Source organism: Serratia sp. CY52157, from assembly GCF_052168495.1.
In the GTDB taxonomy this organism is placed as follows: Bacteria; Pseudomonadota; Gammaproteobacteria; order Enterobacterales; family Enterobacteriaceae; genus Serratia; species Serratia ureilytica.
The window spans coordinates 850,144-872,865 of sequence record NZ_JBJNMO010000001.1 but is presented as its reverse complement, the minus strand read 5'-3'; the positions used below and the strand labels follow the sequence as shown (position 1 = coordinate 872,865).

General features: G+C 60.4%; 19 protein-coding genes and 1 riboswitch. Of the genes, 13 read left to right on the top strand and 6 right to left on the bottom strand.

From position 1 onward, the window contains the following. The first annotated feature begins 102 nt into the window (after positions 1–102). Positions 103–276: riboswitch (M-box (ykoK) riboswitch) on the top strand. A gap of 75 nt (positions 277–351) precedes the next feature. The 4 genes from ACJ8IP_RS04160 to ACJ8IP_RS04145 all read left to right on the top strand — a co-directional run bounded on the left by ACJ8IP_RS04160 (position 352) and on the right by ACJ8IP_RS04145 (position 3,289). Then, positions 352–1,374 (top strand): magnesium transporter, encoded by a 1,023-nt coding sequence (locus ACJ8IP_RS04160; RefSeq protein ID WP_033643160.1) that lies wholly within the window; start codon positions 352–354, stop codon positions 1,372–1,374. Between the two features lie 132 nt (positions 1,375–1,506). Beyond that, positions 1,507–1,599: a protein MgtS gene (mgtS, locus tag ACJ8IP_RS04155; RefSeq protein ID WP_004938109.1), complete on the top strand. Its 93-nt coding sequence runs from the start codon at positions 1,507–1,509 to the stop codon at positions 1,597–1,599. Between the two features lie 107 nt (positions 1,600–1,706). Next, the gene (locus ACJ8IP_RS04150; protein WP_004938106.1) at positions 1,707–1,886 is read left to right on the top strand and encodes a hypothetical protein; all 180 of its coding nucleotides are present in this window, start codon (positions 1,707–1,709) and stop codon (positions 1,884–1,886) included. 26 nt (positions 1,887–1,912) lie between these two features. Then, positions 1,913–3,289: a cation diffusion facilitator family transporter gene (locus tag ACJ8IP_RS04145; protein ID WP_089197088.1), complete on the top strand. Its 1,377-nt coding sequence runs from the start codon at positions 1,913–1,915 to the stop codon at positions 3,287–3,289. Here the strand turns inward: ACJ8IP_RS04145 and ACJ8IP_RS04140 are convergent. Both ACJ8IP_RS04140 and ACJ8IP_RS04135 read right to left on the bottom strand, forming a co-directional pair. Beyond that, positions 3,232–4,077, bottom strand: a complete 846-nt coding sequence (locus ACJ8IP_RS04140) for an inositol monophosphatase family protein (RefSeq protein WP_164106240.1) — start codon at positions 4,075–4,077, stop codon at positions 3,232–3,234. The two genes, ACJ8IP_RS04145 and ACJ8IP_RS04140, sit on opposite strands and share 58 nt — an antisense overlap. Positions 4,078–4,412: 335 nt before the next feature. Next, positions 4,413–6,143 carry an ABC-F family ATP-binding cassette domain-containing protein gene (locus ACJ8IP_RS04135; protein WP_164106242.1) on the bottom strand — a complete coding sequence of 577 codons (1,731 nt, stop codon included), beginning with the start codon at positions 6,141–6,143 and terminating at the stop codon, positions 4,413–4,415. A 451-nt stretch (positions 6,144–6,594) separates the two neighbouring features. Here ACJ8IP_RS04135 and ACJ8IP_RS04130 point away from each other — a divergent pair, with 451 nt between their 5' ends. Then, positions 6,595–9,024, top strand: coding sequence for a DUF3772 domain-containing protein (locus ACJ8IP_RS04130; RefSeq protein WP_169539598.1), 2,430 nt, complete (start codon positions 6,595–6,597; stop codon positions 9,022–9,024). A 48-nt stretch (positions 9,025–9,072) separates the two neighbouring features. On the opposite strand, the gene ACJ8IP_RS04125 is transcribed toward ACJ8IP_RS04130, so the two are convergent. After that, positions 9,073–9,237: a hypothetical protein gene (locus ACJ8IP_RS04125; RefSeq protein ID WP_176445936.1), complete on the bottom strand. Its 165-nt coding sequence runs from the start codon at positions 9,235–9,237 to the stop codon at positions 9,073–9,075. Positions 9,238–9,366: 129 nt separating this feature from the next. On the opposite strand from ACJ8IP_RS04125, the gene ACJ8IP_RS04120 reads away from it, so the two are divergent. After that, positions 9,367–10,215 (top strand): alpha/beta fold hydrolase, encoded by an 849-nt coding sequence (locus ACJ8IP_RS04120; RefSeq protein WP_147837953.1) that lies wholly within the window; start codon positions 9,367–9,369, stop codon positions 10,213–10,215. Between the two features lie 4 nt (positions 10,216–10,219). Here the strand turns inward: ACJ8IP_RS04120 and ACJ8IP_RS04115 are convergent, their stop codons facing one another. Further along, a complete protein-coding gene (locus tag ACJ8IP_RS04115; RefSeq protein ID WP_439332682.1) occupies positions 10,220–12,358 on the bottom strand; it encodes a TonB-dependent siderophore receptor in 2,139 nt (712 codons plus the stop codon). A gap of 388 nt (positions 12,359–12,746) precedes the next feature. Here ACJ8IP_RS04115 and ACJ8IP_RS04110 point away from each other — a divergent pair, with 388 nt between their 5' ends. From ACJ8IP_RS04110 to ACJ8IP_RS04080, 7 genes are all read left to right on the top strand, one after another. Beyond that, the gene (locus tag ACJ8IP_RS04110; RefSeq protein ID WP_033650342.1) at positions 12,747–14,189 is read left to right on the top strand and encodes a GGDEF domain-containing protein; all 1,443 of its coding nucleotides are present in this window, start codon (positions 12,747–12,749) and stop codon (positions 14,187–14,189) included. A gap of 104 nt (positions 14,190–14,293) precedes the next feature. Then, complete coding sequence (locus ACJ8IP_RS04105; protein WP_025302905.1) at positions 14,294–14,644, top strand: DUF1428 domain-containing protein; 351 nt, start codon at positions 14,294–14,296, stop codon at positions 14,642–14,644. Between the two features lie 11 nt (positions 14,645–14,655). After that, on the top strand, positions 14,656–15,129 hold the full coding sequence (locus ACJ8IP_RS04100) for a VOC family protein (RefSeq protein ID WP_042784572.1): 474 nt from the start codon (positions 14,656–14,658) through the stop codon (positions 15,127–15,129). 27 nt (positions 15,130–15,156) lie between these two features. Then, positions 15,157–15,846, top strand: a complete 690-nt coding sequence (locus tag ACJ8IP_RS04095) for a VIT1/CCC1 transporter family protein (protein WP_042784570.1) — start codon at positions 15,157–15,159, stop codon at positions 15,844–15,846. A 109-nt stretch (positions 15,847–15,955) separates the two neighbouring features. Beyond that, entirely contained in the window at positions 15,956–17,293 is a 1,338-nt protein-coding gene (locus ACJ8IP_RS04090) for a D-serine ammonia-lyase (protein WP_164106243.1), read from the top strand. Positions 17,294–17,688: 395 nt separating this feature from the next. After that, positions 17,689–19,044 (top strand): aromatic acid/H+ symport family MFS transporter, encoded by a 1,356-nt coding sequence (locus tag ACJ8IP_RS04085; RefSeq protein ID WP_164106244.1) that lies wholly within the window; start codon positions 17,689–17,691, stop codon positions 19,042–19,044. A gap of 12 nt (positions 19,045–19,056) precedes the next feature. Further along, entirely contained in the window at positions 19,057–20,235 is a 1,179-nt protein-coding gene (locus tag ACJ8IP_RS04080; protein ID WP_016927657.1) for a 4-hydroxybenzoate 3-monooxygenase, read from the top strand. A gap of 64 nt (positions 20,236–20,299) precedes the next feature. Here the strand turns inward: ACJ8IP_RS04080 and ACJ8IP_RS04075 are convergent, their stop codons facing one another. After that, positions 20,300–21,736, bottom strand: coding sequence for a 6-phospho-beta-glucosidase (locus tag ACJ8IP_RS04075; RefSeq protein ID WP_089197083.1), 1,437 nt, complete (start codon positions 21,734–21,736; stop codon positions 20,300–20,302). 128 nt (positions 21,737–21,864) lie between these two features. Then, the gene (locus ACJ8IP_RS04070) at positions 21,865–22,599 is read right to left on the bottom strand and encodes a MurR/RpiR family transcriptional regulator (protein WP_033643147.1); all 735 of its coding nucleotides are present in this window, start codon (positions 22,597–22,599) and stop codon (positions 21,865–21,867) included. Between the last annotated feature and the right edge of the window lie 123 nt (positions 22,600–22,722).

Below are 22,722 nucleotides of genomic sequence, written 5' to 3'. Positions count from 1 at the left end.
GATTCGCGTTTAATAAAAATATCCTAAATACTCCATAAACGACGGGCAATCTTTTCTTCCCGCCGGATAAAACAACGCCTATACTGCGCCGGTAGTTTATATGCAGTATCTCGTTTGGCGAGGCTCCTATACAAACACAGGTTACTGATCTGACGACATCGAGAGATGCCCAAGGTTAAGACAGGCTTTATCGGATTAAGGTTCAGCCCAAAGTAACTTCCGAGCAACAATTCGGATACGTTGTATAGTGCTAAAACCTGGACGCGGAGATAGGCAGTCTGCACTCCCTCTGTGGTTACGCCCCTATGCGATTCGCTGTTGAAGTTCACAACAGAAATAGGGACTGACAAAATGATCAAGTCACATCAATACTCTTCTTCTCCGGCGCTGCGCGCGACTGAAACTCTCGATGAAACTTCGGTCGCCGGTTATATGAACGCCGATTTTATTACCGTTCCCGCGACGATGACGGTCACGCATGCCCGGGAATATTTACTTTCACAGCTAAAAACGGACGAAATTCCTACCCGGGTCTTTATTACCGCAGACGATTATCATTTGCGCGGCACGCTGTCGGTGAAAAAACTGCTGCAGTGCGAAGAACAGGATAAAGCGGTCGGGGTAATGATGGATTACAGCTATTTCCAGGTTTCACCCGACGACGATCGCAACGACGTGGCGCATCTGCTGGGCAAAGGCGGTTTGGACGTGGTGCCGGTCGTGGCGAACAACACGCTGGTCGGCGTGCTGGGCGAGCGCGAGATCGCTCGGCTGGTCGAAGATGAAAACACCGAAGACGCGCAGCGTCAGGGCGCGAGCCTGCCGCTGGACAAGCCTTATCTGGAGACCAGCCCGTGGGCGCTGTGGCGCAAACGCTCGGTGTGGCTGCTGATGCTGTTCGTGGCCGAAGCTTACACCGGCAACGTGCTGAAAGCGTTTGAAGATCAGCTCGAAGCGGCGATTGCACTGGCGTTCTTCATCCCGCTGCTGATCGGCACCGGCGGCAACAGCGGCACCCAGATCACCTCGACGCTGGTGCGCGCCATGGCGCTGGGCGAGGTCAGCCTGCGCAATCTGGGCGCGGTGATCCGCAAAGAGGTCACGACCTCGCTGCTGATCGCCGTCACCATTGGTCTGGCGGCCTGGGTGCGCGCCTGGATCATGGGCGTCGGCATGGAGGTGACGCTGGTGGTCAGCCTGTCGCTGGTGGCGATCACCGTATGGAGCGCCATTGTTTCGTCGATCATTCCGATGCTGCTGAAACGGCTCGGTATCGATCCGGCGGTGGTGTCGGCGCCGTTTATCGCCACCTTTATCGATGGCACCGGCCTGATTATCTATTTCAAAATTGCCCAGCACGTCCTGGGAATTTAAACGGGTCCCGCGCTTGAAAGCGCGGGAATGTTGCAAAAAAGAGGAGGACGTTAAAAAACCATGGATACCGACCAACCCCGATATTTAACGCAAGGGGATTTTATCGATAACATTTAACCTGAGGACAAAACAATGGGAAACATGACTATTTTTATGGGATTCCTGGCAATGATCAGCTCACTGGGCCTGTTGGCGGCCTATATGAGCACCAAATGGGATGATTGATGAACGCTAAAGATCCGCCTAGATGCATCCTCCCCGTAACCGCTATTTATTATGGGGAGGATTTAGCGGCGCGCTGAACGCGCGGCCTGATACGGGAGTTGATAATAATGACGATTCTTATTCTGGGATTGCTCTACGCCATTTTAATGATTTCGGTGGGGGTGAATGAGATTTATTTTTATTCCACCGGAAAATCCAATTTTCTTACTAGCCTCATGCTGACTTTCTCTGGCAGTATGCTGCTGATCGCCTTTGTCTGGCAATTATCCTCTAAAGTAAAAAAATAAATCACTGTCCGAATGTGAGCAGCATAATGCAAAATGAAAAACAGGCCGTGGCCAGAAACTCGATGATCGCCAGCGGGTTACTGGCCACGGGCAAATTCGTCGCCGGCATTTTTACCGGCAGTATTGGCCTGATATCCGAAGGGATCCACTCTTTCACCGATTTTATCGCCACCAGCATCACCTGGCTGGCGGTGCGCATCAGCGATAAACCCGCCGATGACGATCACCACTTCGGCCACGGCAAGGTGGAAAACCTGGCGGCGCTGTTCGAGGTGTTGCTGTTGCTCGGCGCCGCCGGTTGGATCGTCTACGAGGCGGGCGGCAGCCTGCTTGGACAACCGCATGAGATAGTCGCGGCGCCGGCGGTGATCGCGGTGCTGCTGATTTCCATCTGCGTCGATTTTTTCCGCGTGCGGGCGCTCAGCCGCGTCGCCAAGGCGACCGACAGCGCGGCGCTGGAGGCGGATGCGCTGCATTTCTTCTCCGACATGCTTTCGTCCGGCGTGGTGCTGCTGGGCATGGTGTTTGTGCTGCTGGGCTTTGGCCGTGCGGACGCCATCGCCGCGCTGATCGTCGCCGGTTTTATCTTTGTCGCGGCAATCAAACTGGGTAAACGTTCCTTCGACTCGCTGATGGATGCCGCGCCCGCCGGGGCCACCGAGGCGATTCGCGCCACGCTGGACAGCTTCCCGGCGGTGCTGGCCTGCGACAGCGTGCGTATTCGCAACGCCGGCGCCGTACTGTTTGTCGAGATCACGGTGGCGGTGTGCCGCACCTTGCCGCTGGAGCGCATCGATGCGTTGAAGCGAGAAATCGTCGAACGGCTGCGGCAGCAGTATGCCAAGGCGGAGTTTACCGTCATCGCGGTGCCGCAGACCCGCAGCGACGAAGACATGGCGACGCGCATTCGGGCGATCGCCGCCAATCACGGCGCGCAGGTGCAGAACGTCACTTTGCAGCAGTTGCCGACGCACATGGCGATCGGCATGGATCTGGCGGTGCCGGCCAACGCCAGCGTGGCGCAGGCGCATGATATCGCCACGGAGATAGAAGGGATCCTGCGTCAGGCGATCGGCGAGGACACCGAGATAGAGACACATCTGGAGCCGCAGACGCCGCACTGGCTGGCCAGCGAGGATGTTTCCGCCGCCGAGCTGGCCGATATCCGGCTGATTTTGCAGTCGGCGCTGGAGCAGGGGGATAAGGTGCAAGACGTGCACAACATCCGGGCGCGCAGAACCGACGGCGGCATCATCGTCAACTTCCACTGCCGGGTGTCGCCGGCGGTAACCATCGCCGCGGCGCACGATGCGGTCGATCGGGTCGAGCGGCGGCTGCGCGCGCTTTATCCGGCCATCTCACGCGCGATAGGGCACGTCGAGCCGATCAAGCCCGGCGTTTGAATCAGCTCGGCCAATTGCGGATAGAGCGCCGCGTTGGCCAGCAGCAGCGGGTTGCCGCGTCGCAGCCCGTTGTGATGCATAAAGTCATTCGCCACGCCGCCGGCTTCGCGCGTCAGCACCAGCCCTGGCAGGCTGTCCCAGGCATTCATGTGCGGTTCGTAATAGCCCAGCAGCCGACCGGCGGCCACCTGGGCGGTCATCAACGCGCCGGAGCCGCTGCGCACAAACATGCCGCCCGCCTGCAGCAGGCGACAGAGAAAACCGCTGAATTCCGCCGCCGAGGCGCGCGGTGATACCCCGAGGCCCATCACGCCATCCGCGACGCTGCGCCCGGCATGCACGCCGATCGGTTCCCCGTTGAGGAAAGCGCCTTGGCCGCGGCAGGCGCGGAACATCTCGCGGTGATTGGGATCGTAAACCACGCCGATCGTCGGCTCACCGTCGATCACCACGCTTATCGCGATACACCAGGTATGCAGCCCGTTCAGGAAGCAGGCGGTGCCGTCGATCGGATCGACGACCCAAAGGCAGGCCGCGCTATCGTTGGTGCCGCCGCTCTCTTCGCCGAGAAACCCATCCAGAGGAAAGCGCCGGTTAATCATGCGGCGGATCAGCGCCTCGACGCGGCGGTCGGCCTCGCTGACCACGTCCTGCAGGCCCTGTTTAAACTCGACGGCCAGACTTTGCCGGCGTTGGTAAAAGCTGAAGGCGAGATCGGCGGCGGCGCGGGCGATCTCACGCGCGAAGCGGTAGCGCGCCTCGATGTCCCGTGGAGAGAGTGACGTCATGCAGTGCCTGATAACGAAAAAAAGGAATGGCCGTAGCCTGCCAGAGAATGATGAAAGTAATGTGTCGCTCAGCGCTGCGGATAACAAAAGCGCTGCGTGTCGCGCCTCAAGCCGCCGGCGGCACGCGGTTTTACAAAGAGGAAAAAACAGGCCGCCGGGCGGCCTGTGAGATTGATGACAAACCTTATACCCTTGCCGGGTTGGCAGAGAGCACCGAATAAAAAACAAGGAAAATCAATTTATTGATTTTCGACTGATCACCACAAAGAGGGGAAAAACCACGCTTTTTCCCCTCTTTGTCAATAGCCTGACAGGCCGCCGGGCGGCCTGTGGGATTAGCCCAGATGCAACCGGGCGGTGATGTCGGCAATCTCGCGGCGCCAACGCGCCTGAAGCTCCGGTTTTTGATGCTTCGGTTTACGCGCCAGGTCGGCCTCCAGTTTGCTTTCGAGGGCAAACAGGGCGGTCAGCAACGCCTCTTCGCCTTCCAACTGCGGGTTTGGCGTCGGGGCGTCTGCGTTGGCCTCGTGCGCCGTCGGCAGCGCCGGCGTTTCGCCCGCCAGACGCTGGTACACCGGCGCCAGATCGTGCCACTCCTCCAGTTTTTGTTGGTCTATCAGCCAAAAGCGGTTGCAGCTCTGTTCGATCAGCATCCGATCGTGGGTGACCAGCATGACGGCGCCGGGGAACTGACGCAGCGTTTCCGCCAGCTCCTCTTTGCCCGCCATATCCAGGTGGTTGGTGGGCTCGTCCAGCAGCAGCAACGAATGGTTGGCCAGCGTCAGGCCGACAAACAGCAGCCGTGAACGCTCGCCGCCGCTCAACGAACGGATCTGCTGATGGTGGCGCAGGTAAGGGAACCCGGCGCCGATCAGCGCCATTTTCCGCTGTTCCTCGGTCAGCGGCGCAAACTGCGCCAGCGCTTCGCTCAACGTGTCTTCATCGCGCAGCTGTTGCAGGCTCTGATCGTAATAGCCGATACGCACGCGCGGATGGAACAGCGCCGGGCGCTGCGTTTGTTGCTGATACTCGCGCCACAGCAGGCGCAACAGCGACGATTTTCCGCAGCCGTTGCGCCCGACGATGGCGATGCGATCGCCGCTTTTCACGCGCAGATGTTCCAGGCTGAACAGCACCGGCGCATCCGGCGCCGGGCGCACCGCCCAGTGCGGCAGCGCCAGCAGGCGATCGGCGTCCAGCGCTTCTCCCTGCAGCCGCAGCCGCCATGGACTGCCGGCGGTCAGGGTGGTCTGTTCTTCCTTCAACCGATCGACGCGCTTCTCCATTTGCTTGGCCTTGCGCGCCAGATCTTCGTTGTCGTAGACCTTGCCCCAGGTCGCCAGGCGCTTGGCGCTTTTTTCCACCCGGTCGATTTCCTTTTGCTCGGCGTGGCGCCGCTGTTCGTCCGCGGCGTCCTGTTCCGCCAGCGCGGTGCGCGCCGCAGAGCAGGGCAAACGGAAGAACTGCAGCGTTTTGTCGCGCAGGATCCAGGTGCAGTTGGTTACCTGGTCGAGCAGATAGCGATCGTGCGACACCAGCACGAAGCTGCCGGTCCAGTTACGCAAGAACTGTTCCAGCCACAGCAGCGTGGGCAGGTCCAGGTGGTTGCTGGGTTCGTCGAGCAGCAGCAGATCGGGCTGGCGGATCAGCGCGCGCGCCAACAGCAGCCGCGTATGCTGGCCGCCGCTGAGGGTGCCGGCGGTCAGCATCCAGCTCGCCGGTTCAAACCCCAGCTCGGCCAGTAGCGCTTCGCAGCGCCAGCGTTCGCTGAGGTGTTGGCCCGCAGGCAGCCGCGCCAGAACCGCATCCAGCAGGGTGCTGGCGTGCAGTTCCGGCGGCAGGTGCTGCTCGATGCGCGCCATCAGACATTGATGTGACAATGTCACCGATCCGGTGTGCGCAGGCAGGTCGCCGCTGAGAATTTGCAGCAGGGTGCTTTTGCCGCAGCCGTTATCGCCGATCAAACCGATGCGGTCGCCTTTTTTCAGGCTGAAGGAAATCTCGCTCAGCAGGACGCCGAACGCGTTGTCGTAACCGACAGATTGTGCAGACAGTAATGTGCTCATTGCTTACTCAAGAGTTACAGGCATGACAATGCCTAATCGTCAAACATTGCTGACGATAACCCGGTAAGCCGGAGGGAAGATCCTGGATTTTAGTAAGCTTCGCTCAAGCTGGGTTATCGCAGCGCGATACCGGTAATGCTTGAGCGGCGACGATTACCAAAGAAGTGTGAGTGAAAAACCAATTCACACGTCAGCATAGTAAGTCTCCTTTTATTGGTTGCAGGTTAATCGGTGGCTGGATTATAGAGCGCTTCATGCCGTATCGCCAGTGTAAAAGCGCCCGAATAATCAGCAAGCTAAGGCGAGCGCGGGCGCGTGGCACACAATGGGAATAATTACTGTATTTCGGCCGACATTAAGCAGCTATTATAATTAGCGTTTATGGTTAAGCGACGGTTCATCCGCCGCCTGTTCGTCTGTCTATCAGATAATGATGCTGAGCACTGAATTTATGTTAAAGCCTCGCCCGTTCCTGCTGTTGTTATTATTGCTGTTGGGTATGCAACTGACGCCGTTCGCCGCCGTCGCCGCCACCCAGGATGATCCCGCCGCCGAAAGCGCGCCCGATCCCGCTACGCAGTTGAAAGCCGCGCAAAAGCAGTTGGACAGCATGAAGCAGCTGGTTTCCAAAGCGACGACCGACACCCAGCTCAGCAAGCTGCGGTTGGCGACGGACGATCTGGTCGCCAGCATGGATAAATTGTCCGCCGATCTGCAGCCGGTGCAGGAAAAACTGCAGGCGCAGCTGGACGTGCTGGGGCCGGCCCCGGCGGCCGGCGCGCTGCCGGAAACCCCGGCCGTCGCCCAGCAGCGCAATGCGCTGAACAGCAGCAAGAAGCAGTTGGACGATGCGGTAAAACGCGCGCAGGCCATCAAGACCAGCGCCTTCGACCTGGGCCAGCAGATCAGCGATCTGCGTCGGGTGGCGTTCAAAACCCAACTGGCGCTGAACACCGGCAGCATTTTGGGCGTCAAATTCTGGACGCCGGTCGTGCAGCCGTCAGCGGATGACGTGCAGCGGCTGGACCAGTTCAACGCCGAGATGAAAGCGGCCTGGGACGCCAGTTGGCAGGACGAATGGCGGTACGGCACCCTGGCGTTGCTGGCGCTGGCGGTGATCGTCTGGTCCTGGGGGCGCTATTTGTCCGAGCGTTTCCTCGCCTGGGTCAGCATTCGCTTCCTGCCGGACGGGCGCCTGCGCCGCAGCTTTATGGCCATCATCACCGTGGCGGTGACGGTGATCACCACCTCGATTGCGCTGAACCTGCTGTATTACGTCTTTATCCGCGTGCAGCCGCTGCCGGTCATGTTGGAAGACTTCGCCGAAGGCTTTAACCGTCTGGGGATTTTCTGCGCGCTGATCGCCGGGCTGGGGCGTGCGGCGCTGTCGCTGAATCGCCCGTCCTGGCGTTTGGCTTCGCTGGACAATGAAGTGGCCGCCGGGCTGCGTTACTTCTCGCCGCTGCTGGCCGGCCTGGCGCTGGCGTTCGGCACCGTGGAGCTGATCAACAACGTCGTCAGCGCCTCATTGGCCACCACCATCTTCGGTAACGGCCTGGTGGCGGGGCTGATCGGCATGGTGCTGCTGGCGGCGCCGCTGCGCGGCCAGCGCATTCGTCGCCGTCTGGAGCAGCAGGGCGCGCACCTGGAAAAACGCACGCTGGTCGGCGGGCTGGTGCATATCGTCACCCTGGTGTGTTCGGTGGTGATCCTGCTTTCACTGCTCGTGGGCTATATCGCTTTCGCCCGCTTCCTGACCTACCAGCTCATCTGGGTGGTGCTGGTGCTGATGGCGTTCTACTTCATGGTGCTGTTCGCCACTGACCTGTGCGCCGCGCTGTTTTCGCCGCAGACCGTCAGCGGCAAGATGCTGAAGAAAACGCTCAGCTTCAAGGATCGCCATCTGGAGCAGGTGGCGATCATCACCACCGCGCTGGCCAAATGTTCACTGTTGCTGTTGATGATCGTCGCGTTGTTCAACGGCTCGTTCGGCAGCACCACGCCGGGCTCGCTGATGGAGAAAATCGTCTCGATCCTGACCGGCGAAGGGTTGCAGCGTTTCAACATCGTGCCAGGCAACCTGCTCAACGCCGTGATCTGCCTGGCGATCGGCATCTACATCCTGCGCGCGGTGCGGCGCTGGCTGGGCTCTGAGCTGCTGCCGAAGACCATTTCGGACGTCGGCATTCGCGCCTCGCTGGTGACGCTGTTCAGCAATATCGGCTATGTGCTGGTCATTCTGATCACCCTGGCGGCGCTGGGCATCCAGTGGAGCAACCTGGCGTGGATCGTCAGCGCCCTGTCGGTCGGTATCGGTTTCGGTTTGCAGGAGATTGTGAAGAACTTTATTTCCGGCCTGATCCTGCTGACCGAACGCCCGGTGAAGGTCGGGGATATGATCGGCATCGGCGGCGTGGAAGGCGACGTGCGGCGCATCAACGTACGCGCCACCGAAATTCAGCTCAGCGACCGCTCCACCATGATCGTACCGAACTCGCAGCTGATCTCACAGAACGTGCGTAACGCCACCATGGGCAACGCGCAAGGCGTGGTGACCATTGCGCTGACGTTCCCGACCTCGATCGATCCGGAGCAGGTGCGCAATATCCTGCTGAGCGCTTACAACGAGTACGAAACCATTCTGGAGACGCCGGCGCCTTATGTGCGCTTCAGCCAGTTGGGGCCGGACGGCATTATCCTGAGCGTGACCGGCTATGTGCCGAGCCCGCGCATGGTCGGCGCCACCAAGAGTGAACTGCTGTTTAACATCCTCAAGCTGTTGCGCGCTCAGGAAGTGAGCCTGTCCAGCCCGCAGGAGGTGGTGTTCATGAAGCAGCAGGCGACGCGATATCAGGCTAACGAAGAGGAACACTCTTCCTAGTTCTGCCATGAGGCGGCGGGTCGTTCATCAACGGCCCGCCGAACGCGGTTAGTACATCGACGGCTCCACGGACTGCGAACAGTCGCTGTTGGCGCCGGAGTTGCTGCAGGTGTAGGGCTCATTCGGCGACGCCGGCGGCGCATTCGACGGGCCGCCGCCGCCGATACAGCCGCTCAGCAACAACGTCAAAAGCACCAGCGTTATCTTTTTCATCTCTCCGTCCTCCATTGCGATTCCTCCTTTAAGTATATGTCGGGAAAGCGAACGCTACCGCCCGCCAGTGCGATCTATACTCCTTGGATGCCGTTTCGCCGCACCGCGCCGGCGAACGAGGGGGGAAAGATGCACATCGACGACGATTTGACGCGCTTTGCCGCGTTAGGGGCGCCGCCCTTACCGCCGGGAGCCCGGCAGGGTTATATTGACCACGACGGCGCGCGTATTTGGTATGCCGCCTATGGCGACGGACCGGCGGTGATCCTGTTGCACGGCGGCCTGGGCCACAGCGGCAACTGGGGGTATCAGCTGCCGGCATTGCTGGCCGCCGGGTACGGGGTGTTGCTCATCGATAGCCGCGGGCACGGGCGCAGCACGCGCGACGCCCGGCCGTATCGTTACGATCGGATGGCCGATGATCTGTTGGCGGTGATGGCGGCGCTGCAAATACCCCACGCCGCGCTGGCGGGCTGGAGCGACGGCGCTTGCGTCGCGCTCATCGCCGCCCATCAGGCGCCCGGGCAGGTGGACGGCGTTTTTTTCTTCGGCTGCAATATGGACGCCAGCGGCGTTAAACCGTTGGCGCCCAGCCCGATCGTCGAGCGCTGTTTTGCGCGCCATGCGCAGGACTATGCCGCCTTGTCGCCGACGCCGGACGATTTCGAGGCGTTCGTCGCCGCCGTGAGCCTGATGATGAGCAGCCAGCCGGACTACCGCGCACAGGATTTGGCGGCCATTCGCGTGCCGGTGACGATCGTTCACAGCGAATACGATGAATTTATCCGCGCCGAACATGCCGCCTACCTGAGCCGCAGCATTCCCGGCGCCCGTTTGACGACGCTGCCGGGCGTCAGCCATTTCGCGCCGCTGCAGCGGCCCGCGCTGTTCAACCGCGCGTTGCTGGATTTTCTCGCCGATGTGATGTGCCGCGGCCGGCGCAAAGAAAACGGGCGCCAAACGGCGCCCAAGGCATGACAGGTTAGAAATCGACCGTCGCCTGCAGGCTCAGGCTGCGCGGTTCACCCTCAATCACGCGTAAATTACCGGCGCTGGAGGCATAGTACTCGCGGTTGAACAGGTTTTTCACATTCAGTTTCAGCTGGGTATGTTTCCCAAGCAGCTTGCTGTCCCAGGCGACAAAGGCATCCGCCACGGTATAGGCCGGCATGGTGAAACTGTTCTCCGGATCGCCGGCGCGGCGACCGACGTAGCGCGCGCCGCCGCCAATGCGCATCTCGCCGGGCACCACCGGCAATGTCATGCGGCGGCTGAGGTACAGGCCGCCCATGTTGGTTGGGGCGTTGACCAGCCGATTGCCGACGTTGTCCGGGTTGAGGTTGTCTTCGACAATTTCGGTCTTGTCGTAGCTGTAGTTGGCGGTGAGATCCCAGTTGCGCGCCACTTCCCCGTTCAACTCCAGTTCGACGCCGGTGGAGCGCGCTTTGGGGATGCTGCGGGTCACGCCGTTGATAAAGATCGACATGTTGCTTTCATCAATGCGATAGAGCGCCAGCGTGGCGTCAAACGCCGGGGTGATCTGCCATTTTCCGCCCACCTCATAGGTGGTGCCGGTTTCCGGCGTGGCGACGTCGCCATTGTCGTCGATGGCGGTGGACGGCGTGAACGAACGGCTGTAATTGCCGTACAGCGACAGGCTCGGCGTCAGCTTATACACCAACCCCGCCTGCGGCAAAAACTGGTCGTCTTTGTCATTGAGCGTATTTTTCGGTTTCTGGAAACCGTTGCTGTTGTTCTGGTAATACGACTGATAGCGCGCGCCCAGCACCGCGATCCATTGATCGGTAAGATGAATGCTGTCCTTGGCGTACAGGGAACGGCTGAACAGCGTGGCGCGCAGGTTGCTTGACGCGTCGCTGTAGGTGGTGCTGTCGGTGACCGGCGTTTCGCCATACACCGGATCGTACATGTTGAAGGTCTTCGAGACCTTGCCGCGGTAGGAATAGGCCTTGTAGGTCTGATTTTTCTCGTAGTCCACGCCCAGCAGCAGATCGTGCTGCATGCCGAACAGCTGCGGCGAACCGGTCAGATCCCAGGAGTAATAGTGGGTTTGATGATTGAAACCGCGGTTGGCGTCGGCGCGGCGCGAGACGATGCCGGTCGTGGTGTCGACCGCGGTGGCGCGCACTTCGTTGCTGTCGTAACGGCGTTGCAGCCAGGCGTAGTTGAAGTGGGTCGTCCAGATCGGATCGAGCGCGTACTCATAATGGGCGTTCAGACGTTTGTTCTTGCCCCAGGCATGGTTCGCGTAGTCATCCAGGCGGCGGTTATAGGGCACATCGACCGGTTTGCCGTCGATAAATGCGGTGCCGCGATCGTAAGGAATGTCGTACTTGTATTCGCTGTAGGCGATGTTAAAGGAAGCCTGGTCGCCGAACCAACTGAGCGAGGGGGCGATCAGCGTATGTTCGTCGCTGCCGAAATTGCGCCAGTAATCTGCGTGCTGGCGTTCGGCGATCAGGCGAAAGGCGAAGCCGCCGCCCAGCGGGCCGGTCACATCGACGCTGCCGCTGCCGCCGCCAAAACTGTTGGTGGCGCCGCTGATGCGGGTGTTCCAGTCATACTGCGGTTTTTTGCTGATCAGATTGATGACGCCGCCGGGGCTGAGGATGCCATACAGCAGCGACGCGGAACCTTTCAGGACCTCGACGCGATCGGTGGTGGCGTCCATGCTCAGCCCTTGGTTGCTGCGCACGCCGTCGATGAAGACCGAGCCGTCGGAGTTAACCCCGAACCCGCGTTTGACGAAGCCATCCTCCGTGCCGCCGAGCGTGTTGCCCTGGGTGACGCCGCTGACGAACTTCATCGCCTCATTGACGCTTTTGACCTGGAAGTCGTCAATGACCTGAGAGGTGACGACGCTGACCGATTGCGGCACCTCGGCGAGCGGCGCGGCGGTCTTGCCGGCGGTCGAGGCAGTGTCGGCGCTATAGCTGCCGGAAGGCTGGGTCGCGGCGGTCACCGTAATGGATTCCTCCGTTTTTGCGCCGGGCGCGGCGGCGATCGCCAGCGCGGGGAACAAACCGGCAATCAGGGGCAGCGTGCGAAGAACGTGATTTTTATTTCTTTTAGTGGGGTAGCGAAGAACTGACTGGTGCATATAATTCCATGAAAAAATAATAAATAGTAACGATTATCATTATAATTATCATTTATAGGTTTTGAATAGAGGGGAATGCCGGTATCCCTTCATTGCACGATTTAATTTTGTCATTAGGGAAAAAGACGGCGATTTTGCCGGTAAAAATTCGGATGGATGGCAATAACGATCGCAGTGACGGGAGGGACGCGGCAGTTTGTTCGTCGGAAGGGTGATTCCTGTCAATATATTGATACACAAATATATTTTCCCTTGATGAATAAACAGGTGTCCGGGCAGGCAAAACTGGCAATAATAGGCGGGTCGGCCGTTTATCTTCGCCTCGCCGCCGACGGTTGTGACGCGAACAGACTGTCACTTTATGCTAGCGGAAGTCTCTGGATCCAAGATGCAAACCACCTCGTTGTCCGATACCCGGAAAATCTGGCCCGCGCTCATCATTTTTTTGTTGGTGTTCACCCTGTGTCTGCTGGGCATCGTGAGTCGCCCCGGCAGCTTTCTGGCGATATTCTGGCCGGTGAACGCCGTACTGCTGGCCGTTTTGGTGCGTCGGCCACAGTGGGCTACGCGAGCCGGCTGGGGCATGGCGGTGCTGGGCTATCTGGCGGCGGATCTGTTGACCGGCAGTTCGCTGCAAAAGACGCTGCTGCTGAATGTCGCCAATCTGACCGGCGTCGTGGTGGGGTATCTGTTGTTCATGCGGCTGTCGCCGCCGGCGCGCATGTTGCAACGCGGCACGTCCAGCATGTACCTGTTCGGCATCTGCCTGGCCGCCGCCGCCGCGACCGGCGCGGTGGGCGCCGTAACTTCGCAGTGGCTGTTCGGCAGACCCTATCTGACCTCGCTGGCGCTGTGGTTCTCGTCCGAATTCACCAATTACGTCACGCTGATGCCGTTTATTCTGGCGTTTCCCGGCGATTGGCGACGTCGCCTTGCGGCGGCCGGCGCCATGTTCACCCAGCGCAGCCAATGGCCGCGGGCGGGGCGAAAACTCACGGTGTTGGCGCTGCTGTTGCTGGCGGCGGTGTGTAGCGTGCTGATCGGCGGCCCCGGGGCGGTGATCTTTCCCATGCCGGTGCTGCTGTGGCTGGCGATGTCCTTCTCACTGTTCTGCACCATGATTGCGGTGCTGATCTATGTGCTGTGGTGCCATCTGGCTATCGATTTCGGGCTGTTGAGTTCGACGCTCGACATGAAGGTGTTGCAAAACGCGGTATCGATGCGTTTGGGCATCGCGCTGCTGGCGCTGGGGCCCATCGCCGTGGCCAGCATGAACTATGCGCGCAATGCGCTGCTGCGCACGCTGGAGCACGTGGCGAATCACGATGCGTTGACGCACGTGCTGACGCGCAATGCGTTTATGCAACGCGGCGAACGGTTGATAGACCAAAAGGGCGAGCTGGTGTGCGTCATGATGCTCGATATCGACTATTTCAAATCGATTAATGACCGTTTCGGCCATGCCGGCGGCGATCAGGCGCTGATGGCCTTTACCCGCGCGATCGCCGCCGATCTGAGCGTCGGTGACCTGTTCGGCCGCATGGGGGGCGAAGAGTTCGCCATCGTTTCGACGCTCGGCCAGCCGCAGCAGGGATGGCAATTGGCCGAACGCCTGCGGCAACGCATCGAAACGGAGTCTATCCTCATGCCGGCCGGGCATCCGCTGCAGATCACCGTCAGCATCGGCATGGTGACCTGCCCGGGCGGTTCCGGCCAAAGCCTGGCGGATCTGCTGAAGCTGGCGGATCTGGCGGTGTACAAAGCGAAAAACGCCGGCCGCAACCGGGTCGCCACACCGGAATCGTCTCCGCCGGCCTGTCACGGCCGCTGAACTTCCGATCCGCGCTGCGTGCCTGCGGTCTAAACTGGTAAGGGACGCGGGCATTTCCGCCTGCGCCGAACCGACTGTCCTTAATCAGACAAGAGGATGCCAGAATGAAATACGTAGACGGGTTTGTGGTGGCGGTGCCGGCCGCCAATAAGGAGGCTTATCACCGGTTGGCGGCGGCGGCAGCGCCGCTGTTCAAAGAGTTTGGCGCCACGCGCATCGTGGAGTGCTGGGGCGATGACGTGCCCGATGGCAAGCTCACCGACTTTCGCGGCGCGGTGAAAGCCCAGGAAGACGAAGTGGTGGTGTTCAGCTGGATAGAGTACCCCTCCAAAGCGGTGCGCGACGCCGCCAATGAGAAAATGATGAACGATCCGCGCATGAAAGCGCTGGGCGAGATGCCGTTCGACGGCAAACGCATGATCTTCGGCGGTTTCGCGCCGATCCTCGATGCGTAAAGGAGGCGCAGATGGCCAGAATTACGCAACATCTGTGGTTTGAAAAAGACATGGAAGCGGCGCTGAATTGCTATGTCGCGCTGATCCCCGGATCATCCGTGAACTGGTTTTCCGACCTGCCGGCGGATACGCCGAGCGGCCCGGCCGGCAGCGTGAAGCTGGCCGCCTTCACGCTGGGGGACCAGCGCTACGCGGCGATCGAAGCCGGGCCGCTGGATCCGTTCAATCACAGTTTCTCCGTGATGGTGGAATGTGACGATCAGGCGGAAGTCGACAGGCTGTGGGATGCGTTGAGCGAGGGCGGCGAGGCGGAGCAGTGCGGCTGGCTGCGCGATCGCTGGGGGCTGTGCTGGCAAATTGTGCCGCGGCGCCTGACGGAGTTGATGAACGATCCCGACGCCGCCCGCGTGCGGCGGGTAACGGAAGCGATGCTTCTGATGGGCAAAATCGACATCGCCGGGCTGGAAGCGGCGGCGCGCGAGTAGCGCAACGCTCACAGAGGGAGAGAACGGATGCACCGAGAACGGCACAGTATTGAACGCATCGGCTGGCTGCGGGCGGCGGTGCTCGGCGCCAACGACGGCATCGTTTCAACGGCCAGCCTGCTGCTGGGCGTCGCGGCGGCCAACGCCTCGCATTCCGCGCTGATGATCGCCGGCGTCGCCGGGTGGGTGGCCGGCGCGATGTCGATGGCCACCGGCGAGTATGTGTCGGTCTCGTCGCAGGCGGATACCGAAAAGGCCGCGCTGGCGGAAGAGCAGGCGGAGCTGCTTGAAGACTACCCGGGGGAGTTTCGCGAACTGACGTCAATCTACGTGCATCGCGGTCTGGATCCGGCGCTGGCCCGGCAGGTGGCGGAAAAGCTGATGGCGCATGATGCGTTGGAGGCGCACGCGCGCGACGAACTGGGCATTTCCTCCGCCACCCGCGCCCGGCCGCTGCAGGCTGCGTTGGCGTCGGCCCTGAGTTTCTCCCTCGGCGCGCTGTTGCCGCTGCTGGTGGCGATGTGGGTACCGGTCGCCTGGACGCGGCCGGCGCTGGTGGCGTCGGCGCTGATTTCCCTCGGCGTTCTCGGCGGCATCGCCGCGAAAACCGGCGGGGCGCCGATCTTGCCGGGCGTGGCGCGCATCCTCATCTGGAGCGCACTGGCGATGGCGGTTTCTTCCGGCGTCGGCCTGCTGTTTGGCGTGACGGCCGGCTAACGTCGCGCTTGCATCAATCTATTGCACCTCAAGCTCAGAATTTATCATTTGTCAGCCGCCGGCGTTCGCGGCAAGGTGACGGCAACGCCAACATCAGTCAGGGACACTTATGCAGAAATCACAGATCCTATCGTGGGTCGCCCAGCATCCGCTGTTGCAACGCATGGTCGCGCTAGAGCCGATCACCTGGTTCAATCCGCGCGCGACAACGCTGGCCGCAGGGTTGCCCCACGTCGGGTTGACCGCCGCCGACGTCGCCGACGCGGAGCAGCGCCTGGCGCGTTTCGCGCCTTATCTTGCCGCGGCCTTCCCGGAAACCCAACCGACAAAGGGGATCATCGAATCCGAGCTGGTGGCGATCCCGGCCATGCAGCTCGCGTTGGATCGGCGCTATGGGCAGACGTTGGGCGGGTGCCTGCTGTTGAAAAAGGACAGCCATCTGCCGATTTCCGGCTCAATCAAGGCGCGCGGCGGCATCTATGAGGTGCTGACGCACGCGGAAAAGCTGGCGCTGGAGGCGGGGCTGCTGCACACCGGCGACGACTACGCCCGGCTGTTTTCCGACGAGTTCCGTCAATTCTTCAGCCAGTACCGCATCGCCGTCGGTTCGACCGGCAATCTGGGATTATCCATCGGCATCATCAGCGCCCGGTTGGGGTTTGACGTTAGCGTGCACATGTCGGCGGACGCGCGGGCGTGGAAAAAACAGAAGCTGCGCGACAATGGCGTGACGGTGGTGGAGTACGCCGACGATTACGGCGTGGCGGTCGAACAAGGGCGCAAACAGGCGGCGGACGATCCGAGTTGCTTCTTTATCGATGATGAAAACTCGCAAACCCTGTTCCTCGGCTACGCGGTGGCCGGCGGCCGCCTGAAGCGGCAGTTTGCCGAACAGGGCATCGTGGTGGACGCGCAGCATCCGCTGTTCGTTTATCTGCCGTGCGGCGTCGGCGGCGGGCCGGGCGGAGTCGCCTTTGGCCTCAAGCTGGCGTTCGGCGATCATGTTCACTGCATTTTCGCCGAACCGACCCATTCCCCTTGCATGCTGCTCGGCGTCTACAGCGGGTTGCATGACGGCATTGCGGTGCAAGATCTCGGCATCGACAACCGCACGGCGGCGGACGGACTGGCGGTGGGGCGCGCCTCCGGTTTTGTCGGCCGGGCGATGGAGCGCCTGCTAAGCGCGTTTTACACCCTGAGCGACGAAGAGATGTTCGCGCTGCTCGGATTGTTGGACAGGCACGAGCATATCCAGCTGGAACCCTCCGCCCTGGCCGGCATGGCCGGGCCGTGGCGCGTTACCGCTCATGCGCGGCAGCTCAGCGAGCAGGGCGTGAGCGCGGAGAGCCTGGCCCAGGCGACGCATCTGGTATGGGCGACCGGCGGCGGCATGGTGCCGACGGCGGAAATGGCGAAATACCTCGCCGCCGCGCAAACGGCGCCGTGAGTCAATAGCGCCGAGGCTTGCGCTCGCTTCCTGTTTTTAGGCGGCGAGCGCGGTTTGACAAGCGCCGGTTCCCTCCGGCCCAGGGTCAACGTCAGACCGGGCGCTCATGATGTTTGTAAAATGTTAACAAAATCACAACTCCCCACGCCGTAGTCACGGCTTAAATCTCCATATCCAATTAATAGTAAATGAAATTATTTTATTTACCGTTTTCTGATGTTCGTTTATCGCACGCTTATTTTTTTAACAATATTGAAGCATTCGCCGTGGGGTGGTTTGATTTGATTGTCGATTAACGAACTATATTCCGATAATCGCACAAATTAACCCTCTCGCCGGCTCGCAGCCGGCTGTTCCGTGCGGTGAGGTTTGCCGCACTCTCTGAGGAGCAAGCCATGCCGCATGATAACAACGTAGAAATTCGAGGGTTTATCGATAACCAGCCATTTTCTCGCTACCAGTGGTTGATACTGGTTTTGTGTTTTTGGGCGGTCGCGCTGGACGGTTTCGATACCGCCATTATCGGCTTCATCGCCACGTCGCTGGTGCAGGAGTGGGGAATAGACAAAACCGCGTTGGGGCCGGTAATGAGCGCCGCGCTGGTCGGTCTGGCGGTAGGCGCGTTGGCCGCCGGCCCGTTGGCGGATCGCATCGGCCGCAAGAAAGTGCTGGTGATTTCGCTGCTGCTGTTCGGCGGCTTCAGCCTGCTGACCGCCTTCGCCGGCTCGCTTTCGACGCTGACGCTGCTGCGTTTTTTGACCGGGCTGGGACTGGGGGCGGCCATGCCGAACGCCGCCACGCTGATGTCGGAATATGCCCCTCAGCGCTGCCGAGCCCTGATGGTGAATCTGATGTTTTGCGGTTTCCCTCTCGGTTCGTCGCTGGGCGGTTTTTCTTCCGCCTGGCTGATCCCGCATTTCGGCTGGCAGAGCGTGCTGGTGCTGGGCGGCGTCATGCCGTTGCTGCTGGCGCTGGTCCTGATCGCCGCCTTGCCTGAATCCGTGCGCTTCATGGTCGCGCGCGGCTATGCCGCAGAGCGCATCGCCAAGGTGCTGAAGCGCATTGCGCCGATCCGAATGACGCCGCCGCCGCGCTTCATGTTGCAGGAAGAGGGGCTGGTAAAGGCAGCGTCGCCGCTGGGCATGATCTTTTCGCGTCGCTATCTGCTGGGCACGTTGATGCTGTGTCTGACTTACTTCATGGGATTGATGATCTTCTATCTGCTGACCAGTTGGCTGCCGCTGCTGATCCGTGAAACCGGCGCCTCCGTTACGCAGGCGTCGCTGATCACCGCGCTGTTTCCGCTCGGCGGGGGGCTCGGCGTATTGATTATCGGTTGGTTGATGGATCGCATGAACCCGCACAAGGTGGTGGCCGTCGGCTATTTGCTGACCGGTTTGTTCGTCGGCATCATCGGCTATGTCTATACCTCTCCGCTGCTGATGGCGCTCACGGTGTTCATCGCCGGCACCTGCATGAACGGCGCCCAGTCATCCATGCCGGCCCTGGCGGCCGGGTTCTATCCCACCCAGAGCCGGGCGACCGGCGTGGCCTGGATGCTCGGTCTCGGGCGTTTTGGCGGCATTCTGGGGGCGATGAGCGGTGGCGTGTTGATGCAGATGCAGCTGTCGTTCAGCACCATTTTCACGCTGTTGGCCATCCCGGCGCTGATCGCGGCGCTGGCGCTGCTCGCCAAACACCTTTCCGGCGGCTACCCGGCGCTGCCGGCGCCGCTCAACAAAATGCTATGAGGGAGTCATGCTATGCGCACACAGGTTGTGATCATCGGCGCCGGTCCGGCCGGTTTGATGTTGTCCCATCTGCTGCACCTGCAAGGTGTGGAATCGGTGGTGTTGGAAACGCGCAGCCGGGAGGCGGTGGAATCGACCATTCGCGCCGGGGTGCTCGAACAGGGGACCGTCGATCTGCTCGAGCAGACCGGATTGGGGGAGCGGATGCGGCGGGAAGGGGCGCGGCATCAGGGGATCCGCTTGGCGTTCGGCGGCCGGCAGCACCGCATCGATCTGGCCGGATTGACCGAGCGCGCCGTCACCGTTTATGCCCAGCACGAAGTCTTGAAAGACCTGATCGCCGCGCGTCTGGCGGCGCAGGGCCATCTGTTTTTCGAGGTGGAGCAGGTTGAATTGAAGGCGCTGGACAGCGCGCAGCCCGAGGTTCACTACCGTCATGGCGACCAGCCGCGCCGGCTGCGCTGCGACTTTGTCATCGGATGCGACGGATTCCACGGCATCAGCCGCGCGGCGATGCCCGGCGGGCTGCGGCAGGATTACACCCGCACCTATCCGTTCGGCTGGTTCGGCATTCTGGTCGAAGCGCCGCCGTCCAGCGAAGAGCTGATCTACGCCTGCCATCCGCGCGGTTTTGCGTTGATCAGCACCCGCTCGCCCGGCGTGCAGCGCATGTATTTTCAGTGCGATCCTGCGGAACAGGTCGATCAATGGTCGGACGATCGTATCTGGCGCGAGTTGGAGCAGCGGCTGGAAAACCATGAAGGCTGGACGCTGAAAAAGGGCCGCATATTTCAGAAAAACGTGGTGGGCATGCGCAGCTTCGTTACCGAACCGATGCGCTACCGGCGCCTGCTGTTGGCGGGCGACGCGGCGCATATCGTGCCGCCGACCGGCGCCAAAGGGTTGAATCTGGCCATGGCCGATGTTTGCCTGTTGTCCCAGGCGCTGGAGACGTTTTACCGGCGAGGCGACTGGCAACGGCTGGACGATTACAGCGACACCGCCTTGCAGCGGGTCTGGCGCGCCGAGCATTTTTCCTGGTGGATGACCCACATGCTGCATACCCGGCGGGAAGACACGCCTTTCGAACACCGGCTGCAACTCTCAGAGTTGCAGTACACGGTGAAATCGCGCAGCGCCATGACGATGCTGGCGGAAAATTATGTCGGTGCGCCATTCCCGGCGATATAAGCGAAAACGCCCATGCCGGGCGGCATGGGCGAGAAGGGGCGTCACCGCCCCTGAACTGCGGCGGTTACAGCTGTTCGCCGTTGCTGGCGATCACCCGACGATACCAGTCGAAGCTTTTCTTGCGCGACCGTTCCAGCGTGCCGGTGCCGTCGTCGTGTTTATCGACGTAGATGAAGCCGTAACGCTTGCTGTACTCGCCGGTAGTGAACGACACGCAGTCGATGCAGCCCCACGGCGTATAGCCGATCAGGTCTACGCCGTCTTCAATCACCGCTTTTTTCATCTCTTCGATATGGGCGCGCAGATAGTCGATGCGATAGTCATCGTTGATCTGGCCATTCGCTTCCACCTTGTCGAAGGCGCCGAAGCCGTTTTCCACGATAAACAGCGGCTTCTGGTAACGTTCATACAGCACGTTCAGCGAATAGCGCAGCCCGACCGGATCGATCTGCCAGCCCCAGTCGGAGGCTTTGACGTGCGGGTTCGGCACGTTGCCCGGGAAGCCGAACATGCCGTCGCTGCCGTCCACCGCGTTGGCCTGCAGCGCATTGCTCATGTAATAGCTGAAGCCGATGTAATCGGTGCAGCCCTCGCGCAGGATCTGCGCGTCCTGCGGCTGCATCTCGATCTTCAGCCCTTTGCGTTCCCAGTCACGCAGCAGGTAGCTGGGGTAGTAGCCGCGCATCTGCACGTCGGTATACAGATAGCGCTGGTGCATCGCTTCCACGGCGTACATCACGTCGTCCGGCTTGCAGGAATAAGGGTAGAACGGCACGCAGGCCAGCATGCAGCCGATCTTGAATTCCGGGTTGATCTGATGGCCGAGTTTGACCACCTGCGCGCTGGCGACGAACTGGTGGTGCAACACCTGGTACAGCGTCTGCTCGGGGTTGTCTTCCTGGGTGTAGTCCACGCCGGAACAGCAGTAGCCGAACAGCGGGTAGCGGTAGTTGCTCTGGTTGTTGATTTCGTTGAAGGTCATCCAGTACTTCACTTTTTCGCGGTAGCGGCGCATCACCACTTCGCTAAAGCGCACGAAGAACTCCACCACCCGGCGATTTTTCCAGCCGCCGTAGGCTTTTACCAAATGGTAAGGCATTTCGAAGTGGGACAGGGTGATCACCGGCTGGATGCCGTATTTCAGCAATTCGTCGAACAGGTCGTCGTAAAACTGCAGGCCGGCTTCGTTCGGCGTTGCTTCGTCGCCGTTCGGGAAAATGCGCGTCCAGGCGATCGAGGTACGAAAACACTTGAAGCCCATCTCGGCGAACAGCGCCACGTCCTGCTTGTAGCGGCCGTAGAAGTCCACCGCTTCGTGGTTGGGATAGCGATAGCCGTCGAGCACGCCGTCGGTCATCACGCGATCCACTCCGTGCGAACCGCCGGACAACACGTCGGCGATGCTTGGCCCTTTGCCGCCCTGATCCCAACCGCCTTCAACCTGGTGCGCGGCGACCGCGCCTCCCCACAGAAAATCTTTCGGCAACTGTTTCATCGTCAATGTCTCATCTTATTTAATGAAGGGTAATAACGTTCGCGTTGCCAATAGAGTAACAAGACCGAAAGAAATGTCACGATATAACAAATCGCCGTAAAACGTGATTTGTCACAATAAAAAAACAGCCTGTTTTATTTTATCGCGTTCATTCTTCCCAGGCGCTTGCCGATGGTTTCAATAATATAAAGCACGGGGATTTGCGTAGTAATATTATGATGATCGCCGATCAAGTGTTGCGGGACGTGATAAGACAGATTGAAGTCCGCCAGCCGCGCCAGCGAAGAGGTTTCGTTGTTGGTGATGCTGATGATTTTACAGTGGTGCAGGCTGAACTGGCTGGCCAGCCGCAGGATCTCTTCGGTTTCGCCGGAAACCGACAACATGATCGCCACCGCGCTTTTATACATATCGCTGTTGACGGGATAATAAGGATCGTCGATATGGGTGCTGAATTTTCCAACGTTGGAAAAGAAACGCGCGCCATATTTCCCCAGGGCGCCGGAGGTGCTGATGCCGACGAAAATAATTCGCTCGGCGGCGGCGATATGCCGCACCGCTTCATCGAGCAGCTGATTAAATTCATCGTTGCTGACGCTTTTAAAAAAACTGAGAATTTCGCCGATGCCGGAATCGACCGGCGGCGCATCGGTTTGCTCCAGGTACAGTTTGAAACGGATGCGAAATTCCGAATAGCCGTCACACCCCATTTTTTTGCAAAATCGCAGCACGGTGGTGGTGGACACGCCGGCGGCCTCGGCCAGTTCGCGGATGGTCATGTACATCACTTGATTCTTGTGTTTGCTGACGTAGTTATAAACCATCAGCTCCAGGGCGTTGAGCGCGGCGATTGCTTTGTGGGTAAACATGAGTCGATCCGGCGGCTGAAAACGGGAAGCGTATCTGCGGGTTAACATAGCAAAATTCCCCGCTGCTGGCACTGCCGAACAAAAAAGAAAAGCCGCACCAGTCAGGGGCGGCCCAGGGTTCAC